Origin of the sequence: Devosia yakushimensis, assembly GCF_030159855.1 — a bacterium.
Lineage (GTDB): Bacteria > Pseudomonadota > Alphaproteobacteria > Rhizobiales > Devosiaceae > Devosia > Devosia yakushimensis.
Window position 1 is genome coordinate 144,816 of record NZ_BSNG01000001.1, and the last position, 14,343, is coordinate 159,158.

At 64.1% G+C, this 14,343-nt stretch carries 14 protein-coding genes; 8 read left to right on the forward strand and 6 right to left on the reverse strand.

Annotation, left to right across the window (positions count from 1 at the left end):
* Positions 1-308: 308 nt before the first annotated feature.
* Together QQL79_RS00670 and serA are read left to right on the forward strand one after the other, a co-directional pair.
* On the forward strand, positions 309-1,481 hold the full coding sequence (locus QQL79_RS00670; RefSeq protein ID WP_284392780.1) for a phosphoserine transaminase: 1,173 nt from the start codon (positions 309-311) through the stop codon (positions 1,479-1,481).
* A 160-nt stretch (positions 1,482-1,641) separates the two neighbouring features.
* Positions 1,642-3,225: a phosphoglycerate dehydrogenase gene (serA, locus tag QQL79_RS00675; protein ID WP_284386949.1), complete on the forward strand. Its 1,584-nt coding sequence runs from the start codon at positions 1,642-1,644 to the stop codon at positions 3,223-3,225.
* Positions 3,226-3,232: 7 nt separating this feature from the next.
* On the opposite strand, the gene QQL79_RS00680 is transcribed toward serA, so the two are convergent.
* From QQL79_RS00680 to QQL79_RS00690, 3 genes are read right to left on the reverse strand one after another with little or no spacing between them, the layout of a single operon-like run.
* Complete coding sequence (locus QQL79_RS00680) at positions 3,233-4,549, reverse strand: sensor histidine kinase (protein ID WP_284386951.1); 1,317 nt, start codon at positions 4,547-4,549, stop codon at positions 3,233-3,235.
* 32 nt (positions 4,550-4,581) lie between these two features.
* Positions 4,582-5,244 (reverse strand): response regulator transcription factor, encoded by a 663-nt coding sequence (locus tag QQL79_RS00685; protein ID WP_284392781.1) that lies wholly within the window; start codon positions 5,242-5,244, stop codon positions 4,582-4,584.
* 1 nt (position 5,245) lies between these two features.
* Complete coding sequence (locus QQL79_RS00690) at positions 5,246-5,641, reverse strand: hypothetical protein (RefSeq protein WP_284386953.1); 396 nt, start codon at positions 5,639-5,641, stop codon at positions 5,246-5,248.
* 108 nt (positions 5,642-5,749) lie between these two features.
* Here QQL79_RS00690 and QQL79_RS00695 point away from each other — a divergent pair, with 108 nt between their 5' ends.
* Genes QQL79_RS00695 through QQL79_RS00710 form a run of 4 tightly spaced genes read left to right on the forward strand, consistent with a single transcriptional unit; the run spans position 5,750 to position 7,252 of the window.
* The gene (locus QQL79_RS00695; protein WP_284386955.1) at positions 5,750-6,451 is read left to right on the forward strand and encodes a RodZ family helix-turn-helix domain-containing protein; all 702 of its coding nucleotides are present in this window, start codon (positions 5,750-5,752) and stop codon (positions 6,449-6,451) included.
* A 42-nt stretch (positions 6,452-6,493) separates the two neighbouring features.
* Entirely contained in the window at positions 6,494-6,763 is a 270-nt protein-coding gene (locus QQL79_RS00700) for a hypothetical protein (RefSeq protein WP_284386956.1), read from the forward strand.
* Positions 6,764-6,815: 52 nt separating this feature from the next.
* Complete coding sequence (locus QQL79_RS00705) at positions 6,816-7,088, forward strand: hypothetical protein (protein ID WP_284386958.1); 273 nt, start codon at positions 6,816-6,818, stop codon at positions 7,086-7,088.
* On the forward strand, positions 7,085-7,252 hold the full coding sequence (locus QQL79_RS00710) for a hypothetical protein (protein ID WP_284386961.1): 168 nt from the start codon (positions 7,085-7,087) through the stop codon (positions 7,250-7,252). The genes QQL79_RS00705 and QQL79_RS00710 overlap by 4 nt, the downstream gene beginning before the upstream one ends.
* A 160-nt stretch (positions 7,253-7,412) precedes the next feature.
* Here the strand turns inward: QQL79_RS00710 and QQL79_RS00715 are convergent, their stop codons facing one another.
* Complete coding sequence (locus QQL79_RS00715) at positions 7,413-8,354, reverse strand: DMT family transporter (RefSeq protein ID WP_284386963.1); 942 nt, start codon at positions 8,352-8,354, stop codon at positions 7,413-7,415.
* 149 nt (positions 8,355-8,503) lie between these two features.
* On the opposite strand from QQL79_RS00715, the gene QQL79_RS00720 reads away from it, so the two are divergent.
* Together QQL79_RS00720 and QQL79_RS00725 are read left to right on the forward strand one after the other, a co-directional pair.
* A complete protein-coding gene (locus tag QQL79_RS00720) occupies positions 8,504-9,793 on the forward strand; it encodes an adenylosuccinate synthase (RefSeq protein WP_284386965.1) in 1,290 nt (429 codons plus the stop codon).
* 48 nt (positions 9,794-9,841) lie between these two features.
* Positions 9,842-11,860 carry a hypothetical protein gene (locus QQL79_RS00725; protein ID WP_284386966.1) on the forward strand — a complete coding sequence of 673 codons (2,019 nt, stop codon included), beginning with the start codon at positions 9,842-9,844 and terminating at the stop codon, positions 11,858-11,860.
* 146 nt (positions 11,861-12,006) lie between these two features.
* On the opposite strand, the gene QQL79_RS00730 is transcribed toward QQL79_RS00725, so the two are convergent.
* Complete coding sequence (locus tag QQL79_RS00730) at positions 12,007-12,636, reverse strand: ATP-binding cassette domain-containing protein (protein WP_284386967.1); 630 nt, start codon at positions 12,634-12,636, stop codon at positions 12,007-12,009.
* Entirely contained in the window at positions 12,623-14,215 is a 1,593-nt protein-coding gene (locus QQL79_RS00735) for an ABC transporter permease family protein (RefSeq protein ID WP_284386968.1), read from the reverse strand. The genes QQL79_RS00730 and QQL79_RS00735 overlap by 14 nt, the downstream gene beginning before the upstream one ends.
* Positions 14,216-14,343: the final 128 nt, after the last annotated feature.

Below are 14,343 nucleotides of genomic sequence, written 5' to 3' on the forward strand. Positions count from 1 at the left end.
CGCCTCGCATTTTTCTCTATATACAGGTTCTGTATTCTGTTTGTCGACAGAAATGAATTTGCCTTTTGGTTTATGCTAAAAGCGGGCTGCGGCAAAGGTTATTGTGGCGTCGAGCTGGGCGCGGGCGCCTTCTGATGCGCGGCGCAATGGGTTGGCAGCACTCATTCCAGCTTTGTGGTGTGCCGCACACCATCCACCATCAAAAGACCCATTGACGGCCCGCCCCTATCGGGCGTATCTCCCGCCTCAGGACATCTCGCCCTAACGCGAGACGCATAGACCTGGGAGGGTCGCTGAAGATGGCTGCAATGCCCCTGACCGCGCCGGCGGTGAAACCGGCTAATCCGAATTTTTCGTCGGGCCCCTGTGCCAAGCGTCCTGGTTGGACGGTTGAAGCGCTGGCCAATGCGCTGGTTGGGCGGTCGCACCGCTCCAAGCCGGGCAAGGCCCGCATTCAGCGCGCCATCGATCTGACGCGCGAACTGCTCGAAGTGCCGGCCGATTACCGCATCGGCATTGTGCCGGCTTCCGATACGGGCGCGGTCGAAATGGCGCTGTGGTCCATGCTGGGCGCGCGCGGCGTCGATATGCTGGCCTGGGAAAGCTTTGGCGAGGGCTGGGTCACCGACGTTCAGAAACAGCTCAAGCTCGATGACGTCCGTATCCTCAAGGCCGGTTATGGCGAGCTGCCCGATCTGGGCCAGGTCGATTTCGATCGCGATGTGGTGTTCACCTGGAATGGCACGACCTCCGGCGTCCGCGTCGCCAATGGCGACTGGATTGCCGCGGACCGCAAGGGGCTGACCATTTGCGACGCCACCTCGGCGGCCTTTGCGCAGAACCTCGATTTCGCCAAGCTCGATGTGGTCACCTTCTCCTGGCAGAAGGCGCTGGGTGGGGAAGCTGCCCATGGCGTGCTGATCCTGTCGCCCCGTGCTGTCGAGCGGCTCGAGACCTTCAAGCCGGATCGTCCGTTGCCCAAGATTTTCCGCCTGACCAAGGGCGGCAAGTTGCTTCAGGAAGTGTTCGAGGCGGCCACCATCAATACGCCCTCGATGATCTGCATCGAAGATGCGATCGACGCCATGGAATGGGGCAAGTCGCTGGGCGGGCTCAAGGCCATGCAGGCCCGGGCCGATGCCAATTTCAAGGTGCTGGCCGATTGGGTCGAGACGACTCCGTGGGTGGACTTTTTGGCCAGGAATCCGGCCAATCGTTCCAATACGTCGGTATGCTTCTCGATTGTCGATCCGGCTGTGACCGCGCTCGATGCCGACAAGCAGGCGGCCTTTGCCAAGGCCATCGTGTCGCGCCTCGACAAGGCGGGCGTCGCCTATGATATCGGCGCTTATAAGGATGCTCCCTCGGGTCTGCGCATCTGGGCCGGTTCGACCGTGGAAACGTCCGATCTGGCAGCGCTCGTGCCGTGGCTGGATTTTGCTTTTGCCGAAGAAAAGGCCGCGCTTAGCGTCGCTGCCTAGATCTCAGTACCCCCTCCCAACCTCCCCCTGACAGGGGGAGGAGCCGATCGAGTGTTAGGCGAGATAGTGCCACAAACTCGGGGCTGTCCCTCCCCCTATCAGGGGGAGGCTAGGAGGGGGTATCCCATTCAAAAACTTTCAAAATCTCAGGGATTACCAAATGCCCAAGGTTCTCGTTTCCGACAAGCTCAGCCCCACTGCCGTCCAGATCTTCAAGGATAATGGCGTCGAGGTGGATTACCTGCCCGATCTGGGCAAGGACAAGGACAAGCTGCTCGAAGTCATCGGCCAATATGATGGCCTGGCCATCCGTTCGGCCACCAAGGTGACCGAGAAGATCATTGCCGCGGCCACCAATCTCAAGGTGATCGGCCGGGCCGGTATCGGCGTCGACAATGTCGATATTCCCGCGGCTACCAAGAAGGGGATCATCGTGATGAATACCCCTTTCGGCAATTCGATCACCACGGCCGAGCATGCCATTGCCATGATGATGGCCCTGGCCCGTCAGCTGCCGGAGGCGGATGCCTCGACCCGCGCCAGCAAGTGGGAAAAGAACCGCTTCATGGGCGTTGAAGTCACCAACAAGGTGCTGGGCCTGATCGGGGCGGGCAATATCGGCTCGATCGTGGCCGATCGGGCGCAGGGCCTCAAGATGAAGGTCGTGGCGTTCGACCCGTTCCTGACGCCGGAACGCGCCCAGACGCTGGGCATTGAAAAGGTCGAGCTGGACGAGCTGCTGGCGCGGGCCGATTTCATCACCCTGCACACGCCGCTGATCGATGCGACGCGCAATATCATCAGCGCCGAAGCCCTGGCCAAGACCAAGAAGGGCGTTCGCATCATCAATTGCGCCCGTGGCGGTCTGGTTGACGAGGCGGCGCTTTACGATGCGCTCAAATCGGGCCAGGTAGCCGGCGCGGCGCTTGACGTGTTCCTGCAGGAACCCGCCGAGAACAATCCGCTGTTCGAATTGCCCAATGTGATCTGCACCCCCCATCTGGGCGCCTCGACCACGGAAGCGCAGGAGAATGTGGCGCTGCAGGTGGCCGAGCAGATTTCGGCCTATCTGATGACCGGCGAAATCACCAATGCGCTCAATTTCCCGTCCATCTCGGCCGAGGAAGCGCCGCGCCTTACTCCCTTCATCAAGCTGGCCGAGGTGCTGGGTTCGTTTGCCGGGCAACTGACCGAAACGGCGATCCAGGGCATCAAGATCGAGTTCGAGGGCGGTGTCGCCGGCATGAATACGCGGCCCATGGTGGCGGCGGCGCTGCACGGTGTGCTCAAGCCTCTGCTGGCCGAGGTCAACATGGTTTCGGCGCCGCAGGTGGCCAAGGATCGTGGCGTCAATGTCGAAGTGGTGACCCGCGAGCAGCAGGGCGCCTATGAAAACTATATCCGCCTGACGGTGGTCACCGAGCGGCAGGAGCGCGCTGTGGCCGGTACGGTCTTTGCCAATGGCAAGCCGCGCATCATCCAGGTCAAGGGCATCAATATGGAAGCCGAGCTCAGCCCCTCCATGCTCTATGTGACCAATGAGGATAAGCCGGGCCATATCGGGCGTCTCGGCACGCTCCTGGGCAAGCTTGGCATCAATATCGCCAACTTCAACCTGGGCCGCGTCGAAGTGGGGTCGGACGCTATCGCGCTCGTTTCCATCGACGGTACGCTGACCGAGCCGCAACTGGCCGAAATCGCCGCGCTGGAAGGCGTCAAGCAGGCCAAAGCGCTCAAGTTCTAAGCCAGCATTACTCCTGCGCTGCGCTTGCCAATGGCAGGCGCAGCCGCACCAGCAGCCCGCCGGTCTCGGCGCGTTCGAAGCTTATCTCGCCGCCATTGAGGGTGACGATATTGCTGGCGATCGCGATGCCCAGGCCGTGCCCGCCGCTGTCTTCGTCAAAGCGCTGGCCGCGCCGCCCCAAGGCCGCCAATTGGGCGGCCTCGAGCCCCGGCCCGTCATCGCGCACCGTCACCTCGGCCTGGCCGCCAACGGCGCGGGCGGTAATCCAGACGGTGCTCCTGGCCCAGCGCGCTGCATTTTCCAGGATGACGCCAAGCAGCTCGATCAGGTCGTTGCTGTCGATATCGACATCGAGCGGATCGGCATGCAGCGTCCAGGCGAGCTTTTCGCCTTGCGGCGTGCGCTCGACTACCGCCAGGGTGCGATGCAAGGCCGTTTCCAGCGAGGCGCGCAGCATGTGCTGGTGGGTGCGGTGGCGCAGCCGCGACAGGTGTAGTTGATAATCGATGCGTTCGAGCATTTCCCCGGCCAGACTATCGATCCGGCCGGCCGTCTCGCCATCGCCATTGCCGCGCAATGCTTCGGCCAGGTTGCCCAGCACGGCGAGCGGTGTCTTGAGGCCATGCGCCAGGTCGGCGGCGCGCTGGCGGGCGAATTCGACCGAACTGGCCTGGCTGGCGAGCAGCGCATCGATCTCGGCGATCAAGGGTTGCACCTCCTTGGGGTAGGAGCCGGCCATGGCCGTGCCATCGCCCCGGCGAACCGCCGCTATGCCGGTGCGCACGCTGTCGAGCGGCGCCAGCCCCATGCGCACCTGCAGATAGGCGGCGGCCATGAGACTGCCGCCCAGCAAGAGCAGGCCGATGAGCAGCGCCATGCCGAACTGGCGGATGGATTGATCGATGACGCTGCGATCGGCAGCCACGGTCACCAGATAGCTGGCCTGTCCCGGCAGGTCGATCTTGCGCGTTACGGCCGAAAGCGTCTGCCCGTTGGGGCCGTCGAGCTGGGCGAATTGCTGATTTTCGCCGGCCCCGAGTGCGGGCGCCAGCACGAAATCCCAGAGCGAGGGGGAGCGCAATGGCACCCCGCCCTGCATGGGATTGATCTGCCAGTAAGAGCCGCTGAGCGGGATGTCATAGCGGGGATCGCCGGGGCTTTGGGATAAAGCGGGGCTGTTTGCCTGGGGATCAATGACCGCAGCGATGCGGCTGATCCCGGCCGACAATTCGGCCCGCAGATTGTGCTCGACGGTTTGCACGAACAGATAGCCGATGCCGATGGCGGCCAATAATAGCGCCAGGCCGATCCAGAGCGCCGCCAATGCCAGCAGCCGGCGGCGGATGGAGAGCGGGCTCAGTTGGGTTCACCAATGGCATAGCCGAAGCCGCGGCGGGTCACGATGACATGGCTGCCCAACCGCTTGCGCACCCGCCCGACCAGCACTTCGACGGCGTTGGAGTCGCGCTCATAATCCTGGGCATAGAGATGCTCGGTGATCTCCAGTTGCGAAACGGCGCGGCCGCGCCGATGGGCGAGGAAGGCCACGAGGCGATATTCCTGGGGCGGCATGGGGATGGCGACGCCATTGCGCAGCACCTGCATGGCAGCGAAATCGAAGGTCAGATCGCCGATATCGACTTGCGAGGCGGCAAAGCCGGCCGAGCGGCGGATCAGGGCGCGCAGCCGGGCGAGCAGTTCCTCGATGCGGAAGGGCTTGACGAGATAATCGTCGGCGCCCGCCTCGATGCCGTCGACGCGCTCGCGCCAGTCGCCCCGGGCGGTGAGGATCAGCACAGGCGCATTGCGCTGGGCGCGCCGCCAGCGCTTGAGCACGGTGAGGCCATCGAGCGTCGGCAGGCCAAGATCGAGGATAATGGCGTCGAAGGCTTCGGTATCGCCCCGGAACCAGGCTTCCTCGCCATCGGCCTCACGCTCCACCACGAAACCGGCCGCACGCAGCGCGTCGCCCAGCGTAGTGGCAATCCGGGGATCGTCTTCAGCAACCAGAATGCGCAGGTCAATCTCCCTTGAGGGCCATGCCGGTATCGGCAAAAAAATCGGCCAGGTGCAATTGGCCCGAAACTGAGAGGAGTTTGAGGCGATAGACGAGCTGGCCGCGCAGGGTGATGAGCTGCGCGTCGATCACCTGATCGGCAATGGCGTTGCGGGCGATGATATCGGCCAGGGGCAAGGCCCGCTTGCTCTGGACCGCTTCAAGGGCCGTTTCGTGAGGTGGCAGTGGCCTTGCCTCTGGTGGTGGCCCGGTATCGGGGGGCGAGGGAGGAGATGACGCGCCGGGATCGCCGGGGCCGCCGCCATCCCCACCGCCCGATGGTTGCGCAAAGGCGGGCAATGGCGCCGCGAAGGCCACGGCAAGGCAGAGCAAGACTAGGATTTTTGGACGCATGCGCATGCGCAATCATCTACCGCAGGCAAGCTGACAGCAAGCTGACATCGGCCTCACGGCTCTGTCAGCCGAGACAGCGCATGGTTGGCGGGTCGAACCAAAAGGAGACGACCCATGCAAAAGAAAACTCTCGCGACCCTTGCTGCTTCCTGCCTCGTGCTGGCCCTGACCCAGGGCGGCTATGCTCATGAACATGGCGACCATGGCGGTGGCCAGGGTGGCGGTTCCGAGCACGCGACCAGCTCGAGCGAGACTGGCCATTCCCAGGACGCCGGCAGTTCGGACCGCCGTGGGGGCGAGCAGACTTCGACCTCGACCCAGCAGGGCAATGGCTCGGAGGAAAGCGCACCGCTGGTGGACGAGAACGGCCAGGCCGTCGACGCCGATGGTAACGCCATCGCGCTTGAAGATCTGCCGGCCATTTCGAGCGAGCAGAATGCCCAGGCTCCATCGTCGGCGCCGCTGGTGGACGAGAACGGCCAGGCGGTCGATGCCGATGGCAATGCCATTGCGCTTGAAGACCTGCCGGCCATTTCGGGCGAGCAGAATGCCGAGGCTCCGTCATCGGCGCCGCTGGTGGACGAGAATGGTCAGGCGGTGGACGAGGAGGGTAATGCCATTCCCGTTGAGGACCTGCCGGCGCCGCTGGACGAAGAGGGTGCCGACGCTGCCACCGCGCCATTGGTCGATGCCAATGGCCAGGCCGTGGATGCGAACGGCGATGCGGTTGCCGCCGAAGACCTGCCGCCGCCCCATACGGTGGTTGAATGGCTGTCGCGGCAGGATTTCTCGGGCCTGTTCGGTAACGTCAGCTAGCCCCGGCGTTGCCCCTGAGGCGCAATCGGTTTTGCGCCAAACATGTCGCTCGCGGCCGAAAGGCTGCGGGCGACAGCTATTTCCGCCGTGTTCACTCGCTCTTCGGCAGTGATCCAGCCGACGGTGTTTGTATCGTGGGCTGGTGTTTTTGTAGACGGTGAAGCTGTAGCTGGCCAATTGGCCAATATAGATCAGGAAGGCGCAGCCGGCGGGAGCACCGACTTCGTTGACGAGCATGCCCAATATCTGCGGCGTGGTCATCTGTTCATCATTGGCCGAGGCTGCGGTGTAGGTGAGCCAGAACAATACTGATCCAAATACCACGCCGATTGCCGCGCCTACGGCGACGTAGGGGGCGGGCCGGATGATTTCTTTCTCGGTCAGCAACATCAACAGCCAGGCCAGCAGGCCATACTCGAAGGCACGGACCAGGCCTATGGTGGTGAGCGACAAGGCCGCCGGCTGTTCCAGCGCGCCGATCACGGTAAGCATCGCCTTTTGCCCTGCCTTGGCGACGGCGAGCGCCAGCGGGGCGAAGAAAAAGCCGATGAATCCGGCGAGCGCCTTGCGCGCCTTCCCCACTGACACGCCGATCGCTACGCCGGTGCAGACCAGAACCGACCAAGTGACGGTTTGAACCAGATCGGCGACAACGGTGATGCCGGGAAATGCGCCGCCGCCAAGCAGTCGTGCCGCTATAACAAGACCTTGCATAACAAAGCCCAGGACAACGCCCAGGACTGCGATCAGCGCGAGCCGCTGAATGGTTGCGCGCGCCTGCCGTGCCCGGTGATGCATTGATTTTTGGCCAGCATCAGAATTTCCCAACATGAGCGTGCCTCAATTAGATGAATTCGGCGCAATTGCTGGCAGCTTGCTTTTCCAAGGGCCGGCACGCGCTCTATTACTGTACGGCAATTGTCCGGTTATTGGAACTCGGCCTCTCCAGAGGTTCCCGGCACTAGCGCCGCCGTGCCGCCCATTCCGCCAGCACGATGCCGCCAACGATGATCGCCGCCGCCAGGTAGTGGTAGATTTCCAGCCGTTCGCCTAGCACCAGTACCGAGCCGAGCGCACCAAAGACCGGGATGAGATTGTGGCTGGGTGCGGCGCGGTTGGGGCCGACCAGTTCGACGCCGCGGGCGTAGAAAATCTGGCTGAACATGGAGGGGAAGATCATCACATAGACGATGACGCCCCAGACCATTGGCGACATCTGCGGAATGGTGGCGAACGAGGTAAGGCCCGGCCCAAAGAACTGGAGCATGACCAGCCCGGTCAGTGCGGCCCCGGAAAAGGCAACCGCCATGAAGCTCATCATATGCACGTCGGGGCGATATTTGAGCGCCAGCGTATAGGCGGTATAGGCGAGACAAGCCAGAATCACGAAGCCGTCGCCGATATTGATGTCGAGGCCAAGGATGCGGCCAAGGTCGCCATGGGTGGCCGTCAGCAACACACCCATTATGGCGATGATGACGCCGGCGATCTGCAATGGCTTCACGCGGGCGCGGAAGACGATGAAATTGGCCGCCAGGATCATCATCGGCAGAGCCGCCTGCACGATCGCGGCGTTCACACCTGTCGTCGTGCTGAGGCCGACATAGAGCAGCACATTAAAGAGTGCGTAGCCGATCGCCCCAAACGCCATCAGCAATGGCCAGGTGCGCCGGATGACTGGCCAATCGGCCTTCAGATACGGCCAAGAGAAGGGCAGGATGAAGAGCGTTGCGCCCACGCAGCGCGCCGCAAGCAGCAGAAACGGGTCGATTTCGCCCACCACCAGCTTGGCCGCAACCACATTGCCGCCCCAGAACAGGGGCGCCAGAACCAGCAGCAAATAGGGCTGATCGAGCAGCCGGGCGGAAATGCCGCGATTTTCGGTGTCTAGCGGCTTTGTCATCGTCGCCCGGGTGATGTAAGGACAGTCGGACTTATCAGTTATTCGGCCGCGATCAAACTCGACAAAGGTGGCCGTGGGGACCGACGTCCAATTGGATGTGGCAGTTCGCACCGGCCCGGGCCGGTCGTGCTCTCTTGAGGAAGACTTTTATGGCGAATGTGGTTGTCGTCGGCTCGCAGTGGGGCGACGAGGGCAAAGGCAAGATCGTGGACTGGCTCAGCGAGCGCGCCGATGTGGTGGTGCGCTATCATGGCGGCCACAATGCGGGCCATACGCTGGTCATCGACGGGGTGAGCTACAAGCTGGCCTTGCTGCCCTCGGGATTGGTGCAGGGCAAGCTTTCGGTCATTGGCAATGGCGTGGTGGTGGACCCCCATCACTTCGTGCAGGAGATGGCCAAGCTGCGCGGGCAGGGTGTCAACATCACCCCCGAAATCCTGCGCATTGCCGACAATGCTCCGCTGATCCTGTCGCTGCATCGCGAGCTCGATGCGATTCGCGAGGATTCCAATTCCGGCCTCAAGATCGGCACCACCAAGCGCGGCATCGGCCCGGCCTATGAAGACAAGGTGGGCCGCCGCGCCATTCGCCTGATCGATCTCAGCGAGCCGGAAACGCTGATGCCCAAGATCGAGCGCCTGCTCGCCCACCACAATGCGCTGCGCCGCGGTATGGGGCTGGTGGAAATCGAAGCTTCGGCGATCCACGAGGAACTGATCTCGGTCGCCGCCGAAATCCTGCCCTTCATGGACCGGGTCTGGCAGGTGCTGGACGACAAGCGCAAAGCCGGCGCCCGCATCCTGTTCGAAGGTGCGCAGGGTGCTTTGCTTGACAATGATCACGGCACTTATCCCTTCGTTACCTCCTCCAATACCGTTGCCGGGCAGGCCGCGGCCGGGTCGGGCCTGGGGCCCACGGCCATCGGTTATGTGCTTGGCATCACCAAGGCCTATACGACCCGCGTGGGCGAGGGCCCGTTCCCGTGCGAACTCGATGACGAGATCGGCCGCCATCTGGCCACGGTTGGCCGCGAAGTAGGCGTCAATACCGGGCGGCCGCGCCGTTGCGGGTGGTTTGATGCGGTGCTGGTACGCCAGACGGTCAAGACCTCGGGTATTTCGGGCATTGCGCTGACCAAGCTCGACGTGCTCGATGGGCTCAAGGAGATCAAAATCTGCGTCGGCTACGAGCTGGACGGATCACGAATTGATTACTTGCCTGCCTCAATGGGGGCACAGGCGCGCGTTACCCCGATTTATGAGACGCTGGAGGGATGGTCGGGAACGACGGCTGGCGCACGGAGCTGGGCCGAGCTTCCGGCGCAGGCGGTCAAATATGTGCGCTATATTGAAGAGCTGATCGGGGCGCCCGTTGCCATGCTGTCGACGAGCCCGGAACGTGCCGATACCATCCTTGTCGTAGACCCATTCCAAGACTGAGTTTTTTTGTTACAACACGTGCTGCAAATTGTGAGTACCAAGTAACCAATGGCGGACTACAAAGAGCTGTTGCGCCGGGCAATCTCGGCGCTGCCGGAGAATAATGGGGCTGCGCGCCGCGCGGTTTATGAGAAGGCGCGTTCGGCGCTGGTGGGGCAATTGCGCGCCATCACGCCGCCCTTGCCGGCCCGCGACATCACTCAGCATCGCCTGCAGCTCGAAGATTGTATCCGCCAGGTCGAACAGGAGGCCAGCGAGGCGGTGATCTCGCTGGGCCGCGACAGCGCGCTCGCCTTCAAGCCCGCCCCGCGCACCGAGGCCGTGATTGCCCCGGCGCCAACCCCGGCCGAGGCGGAGCCGCCCGAGGCCATGGAAATTGCACCTGCCCCGGTTACCCCACCAGCGTCGGTCGAAACACCCAAGCCACGGCTTTTCGAAGCGCCCAAGCCGGTGGCGAGCGTCACGTCCATTGAAGATATTATCGAAGAGGCCGCGGCGGTCGGCGGCAGTTCCGTCACGATCGAGCCGGACAAGAAAGACGCCGAGCCCGAGCCCAAGGCTCCCGTCGAAACACCCAAGCCCGATGTGCGGCCCATTCCTTCCATCGTGGCGCGGGCCGAAGCCACCAAAAGCGGACCCAGTTCGCCCTTGCCGGGCGCCTCCAATGTGCGGCCGATCGAGGCGCCGCTGAAAGCGCCGAATTTCGAGCCGCGGCGCGACGCCTTGCCCTTTGCCGCCAATTCGACGGCCGAGCCGTTGCGCAGCGGCGGGCGGGGCGAAACGGCCCTGGCGCGCCAGCAGGTCATCGTGCCGCTCGAGGTGGTCAAGCCCGTCGTCGAGGATACCGAGGCGGTCGAGACGGCGCTGTCCAGTGTTCGCGAGGTCGAAGTCGAGCCTGCGGTCAACGATCCGAGCGAAGCCGAAAGCGCCATGGCCACGGCCATCGAAGTGCTGGATCGCGAAGCGCGCGGGGAGACCGCGCCGGCTTTGCCCGAGCTTGAAAAGAGCGCCGCCGAGCGCGGTTCCTTTGCCGTGCCGCCGGCCGAAGCCGTGGAAACGGCCGACGATGCCAGTTTTGCCGCCCCCCGGCTCGAACCCCGGTCCGGCGCGGGGCTGACGATTTTCCTCGTGGTCTTTGCTATCCTGCTTGCCGGTGTCGGCGGGGCCGGTTTCTGGGCCTGGCGCGAGGGTTATGTCGATCTCGACCAGATGTTCGGCCAGGCACAGCCGGCGACCGAAGTCGCCGAAACCGCGCCACAGGCGCTGACGCCATCGCTGGCTCCGCCGTCATCGGGCGATGCGCCGGCTGACAATGCCACCGGCCCGGGCAATACGGCGACCACAGCGGCTGCCGAGCCGACCGGCGCGCTTGAAATCGAAGACCGGCTGGAGCCGACCCCCGAAGCGGTCGTGCCCGAAGCCGGACAGACGGCGTTGCCGGGCATCGATGCCGAGGTCAAGACCGAAGAGCGCCTGGCCGGCGAGGATACCGCCATTGCCGCCGCCGATCCGGCCGCTTCGGTCGATCCGTCCATATTGGCGGGCAGCCAGTCGCTGCTGCTCGAAGCCTCCCAGGATGGGCGCACCGGCGCCGTGCCCTTCTCGGGTACCATTGCCTGGAGCGAAGGCACCGACGAGCTTGGCCTGCCCACGCTGATCGGCAAGGCCAGCATTCCGGCCCGCAATCTGGGCGTGGAGCTGATCATCCGCAAGAATGCCGATCCGAGCCTGCCGGCCAGCCATCTCATGGAAGTCAATTTCCAGGTGAGCGACAGCTTTATCGGCGGCACGATTGCCGGCCTGCCCGGCGTGCTGCTGAAGAATGAAGAGCTGGTGCCCGGCACGCCGCTGGTGGGTGCCTCGGCCCGCGTCGTGGGCAATTCCTTCCTCTTCGCGCTCAGCGCCGCGGCCAATGACACGACGACCAATACCGACCTGCTCGAGAACCGCAAATGGATCGACCTGGCCGTGGTCTATGGCACAGGCCGCAACGCGATCATCACGCTCGAGAAAGACGATACGGCGCAGGCGCTGTTCCAGAAGGTGTTTACCACCTGGAATAGCTGAGCTGGGCCGAAGGGGCCACTGCACTAGGTCAAAACCGCAACGTCATTCCCGCGCAGGCGGGAATCCATTCTGCCTTCCGGCGGCTCCGTGAAGAGTGGATTCCCGCCTGCGCGGGAATGACGTTGTGGGAAGAACCTGCGGTCCTGCTACCCCTCCGCCAGCCTCCCCTCATCCAGCAAATACCGCCGGCTGGCTATGGCCTCGATATCGTCCATGTGATGGCTCACCAGAATGGTGTGCCAGCCATGGGCCATGGTGAGGGTCTTGACCAGTTCGCGCGTGGCGGCCCGGGTGGCGTCGTCCAGGGCCGAAAAAGGCTCATCCAGCAGCACGACGGGGCGGTTGCGCACCAGGGTGCGGGCCAGGGCCACACGCTGTTTCTGTCCCCCCGATAATGTCGCGGCGGTCTGTTGGCCCATTCCCGCGAGACCCACTTCGGCCAAAGCCGTTTCCACTGTCTGCCCCGCAGGCGCCTTGCCGGGCAGGCCGAGCGCCACATTGCGGGCAGCCGAGAGGTGGTCGAAAAGATTGTCCGATTGCAGCAGCAGCGAGACCGGCCGGGATTCGGGCGCCAGCGGCACGAGGTCCCGGCCATCGAGATCGATGCGGCCCGAAAGGGGCGCGAGGAACCCCGCCAGCAGGTCGAGCAGGGTGGATTTGCCCGAGCCGCTGGCGCCCGAAATGGCGGTGATTTCGCCGGGCAGGGCTTCCATCTCGAAGTGATAGGGTGTGACCTGGCCGGGATAGGCGAAGGCGAGGTCTTCAACGCGCAGCATTGGCAATCCTTTCGAACAGCCGGGGCAGGCCCACAAAGGCGATAATGGTGCCGATGAGCAGAATGGCGGCGATAGCAGCCGCGTCATTGCCGCGATAGGCACCCAGGGCGCGGAACATCAGCAGTGGCAGGGTCTGGAAATCCTGGGTGCCGAACAGCGCGATAACGCCCAGATCACCCAGCGAAAAACAGAAGGCCAGCGCCAGCATGACGCCGATATCCTTGCCGAGCAGGGGATACTCGACGGCGGTGAATTGCCGCCAGCCGGAGAGATCGAGCGAGCGGATCAGCTTGCCCCGCGTGCGGGCGATGGCCTCGAAGGGCGGGCCGAGCGTTGCCATGGCGAAGGGCAGGGCGAGCAGGCTATTGCCGAGGATGACGACATAGGGCGCAGCCAGCGCGGGCGCAACGCCCAGATTGCGCACCAGGAGGAAAAAGCCCAGCGAGAGCACCACGGCGGGCACGGCCAGATAGGCGAAGGCCGGCATGCCCAGAATGGTGCGGATCATGCCATTGCCGGTGGCGCCGCGGCCCATGGCGAGGGTGATGGCCAGCAGCAGCGTCAGCAACGCCGAACTGGTGCCGATGACGAGGCTGGAAAGCGCCGCCCACCAGAAAGCCGGCTGCGCCAAGAGGCGCCCGAAGCCGCCCACTACGCCATCGAACAGGACCGAAGCCAGGGGCAGGATGAAGGCTATGGTGCAAAGGATGAGGATGATGGTTTGCACTATCCGCGCGCCAATGCCATCGCGCCAGCTCGGGGCTGTGGAAGGCCCCAGGCTCGTGGGAATGGGCGCCAGGGCCGAGGCGATCAGGATGACAATGGAGCAGACCCCGATCTGCGTCAGCGCCAGCAGCACGGCGGCGCGCAGGTCGAAATCCTGCCGCACGGCGGCATAGATGGCCACTTCCAGTGTCTGGTTGGCGGGCCCGCCGCCAAGCAGCAGCACAATGGGGAAGCTGGTAAAGGCGAGGAGGAAGATGATGGCGCCCAGGCCCGGCAGCGTGCCGCGCAGGGCCGGCCAATCGATGATGGTAAAGCGCTGCCAGGCGGAAAGGGCCAGGGATTGCCCGGTCTTGAGGCGAGGCCGGGGGATGGCGTCGAGCCGGGCCAGCATGATGCGGGCGGCAAAGGCGCCGTCGAGAATGACATGGGCAAAGAGAATGCCGGAAAGCCCGAAGGCGGGATTGCCGATGGCGGTGCCGAACAGGGCCTCGCTCGCCTGGTTGATCCAGCCATTGCGTCCCCAGATGGAGAGCAGGCCAAAGGCCACCACCATGCCGGGGGTGACGATGGCCGAGGCGAAAAGGCCGACAACCAGATCGCGCCCGGGAAAACGCAGCCGGTTGAGCGCCCAGGCGAGCGCCATGCCCACGGCCAGCGAGAGTATCGTGGTGAGGCCAGCCTGGATCGAGGTCATCCGCAGCAGATGAGGGATATCCACCCGTCCCGGGCCGCTGGCCTGATCGGTGGCCGCGCTGAAAATCGACCACAAGACGAGGGCGATCAGCACGGCAATCGCGAAAGCCAGGGCGGAAGCGGCGGCGATACGCAGCGGGCGGTGGGGCAGGGCGGTCATGGATGCTTCCATGGGCACAGATCGCCCCCACCCCTGACGCTGAGCACGCATGCCTGCGAGCCACGATCTGCACCCTCCCCGCCTCCCCCATCAAGGGGGAGGTGCCGTTCTGTGGTTGTGACCATCCC

Coding starts and splice junctions, on each gene's coding strand:
- QQL79_RS00730 (WP_284386967.1), bottom strand. CDS start 12,636: ATGCTGCGCGTTGAAGACCTCGCCTTCGCCTATCCCGGCCAGGTCACA.
- QQL79_RS00695 (WP_284386955.1), top strand. CDS start 5,750: ATGCAAAAGAAAACTCTCGCGACCCTTGCTGCTTCCTGCCTCGTGCTG.
- QQL79_RS00705 (WP_284386958.1), top strand. CDS start 6,816: ATGATTTCTTTCTCGGTCAGCAACATCAACAGCCAGGCCAGCAGGCCA.
- QQL79_RS00700 (WP_284386956.1), top strand. CDS start 6,494: ATGTCGCTCGCGGCCGAAAGGCTGCGGGCGACAGCTATTTCCGCCGTG.
- QQL79_RS00690 (WP_284386953.1), bottom strand. CDS start 5,641: ATGCGCATGCGTCCAAAAATCCTAGTCTTGCTCTGCCTTGCCGTGGCC.
- QQL79_RS00720 (WP_284386965.1), top strand. CDS start 8,504: ATGGCGAATGTGGTTGTCGTCGGCTCGCAGTGGGGCGACGAGGGCAAA.
- QQL79_RS00735 (WP_284386968.1), bottom strand. CDS start 14,215: ATGACCGCCCTGCCCCACCGCCCGCTGCGTATCGCCGCCGCTTCCGCC.
- serA (WP_284386949.1), top strand. CDS start 1,642: ATGCCCAAGGTTCTCGTTTCCGACAAGCTCAGCCCCACTGCCGTCCAG.
- QQL79_RS00715 (WP_284386963.1), bottom strand. CDS start 8,354: ATGACAAAGCCGCTAGACACCGAAAATCGCGGCATTTCCGCCCGGCTG.
- QQL79_RS00725 (WP_284386966.1), top strand. CDS start 9,842: ATGGCGGACTACAAAGAGCTGTTGCGCCGGGCAATCTCGGCGCTGCCG.
- QQL79_RS00670 (WP_284392780.1), top strand. CDS start 309: ATGCCCCTGACCGCGCCGGCGGTGAAACCGGCTAATCCGAATTTTTCG.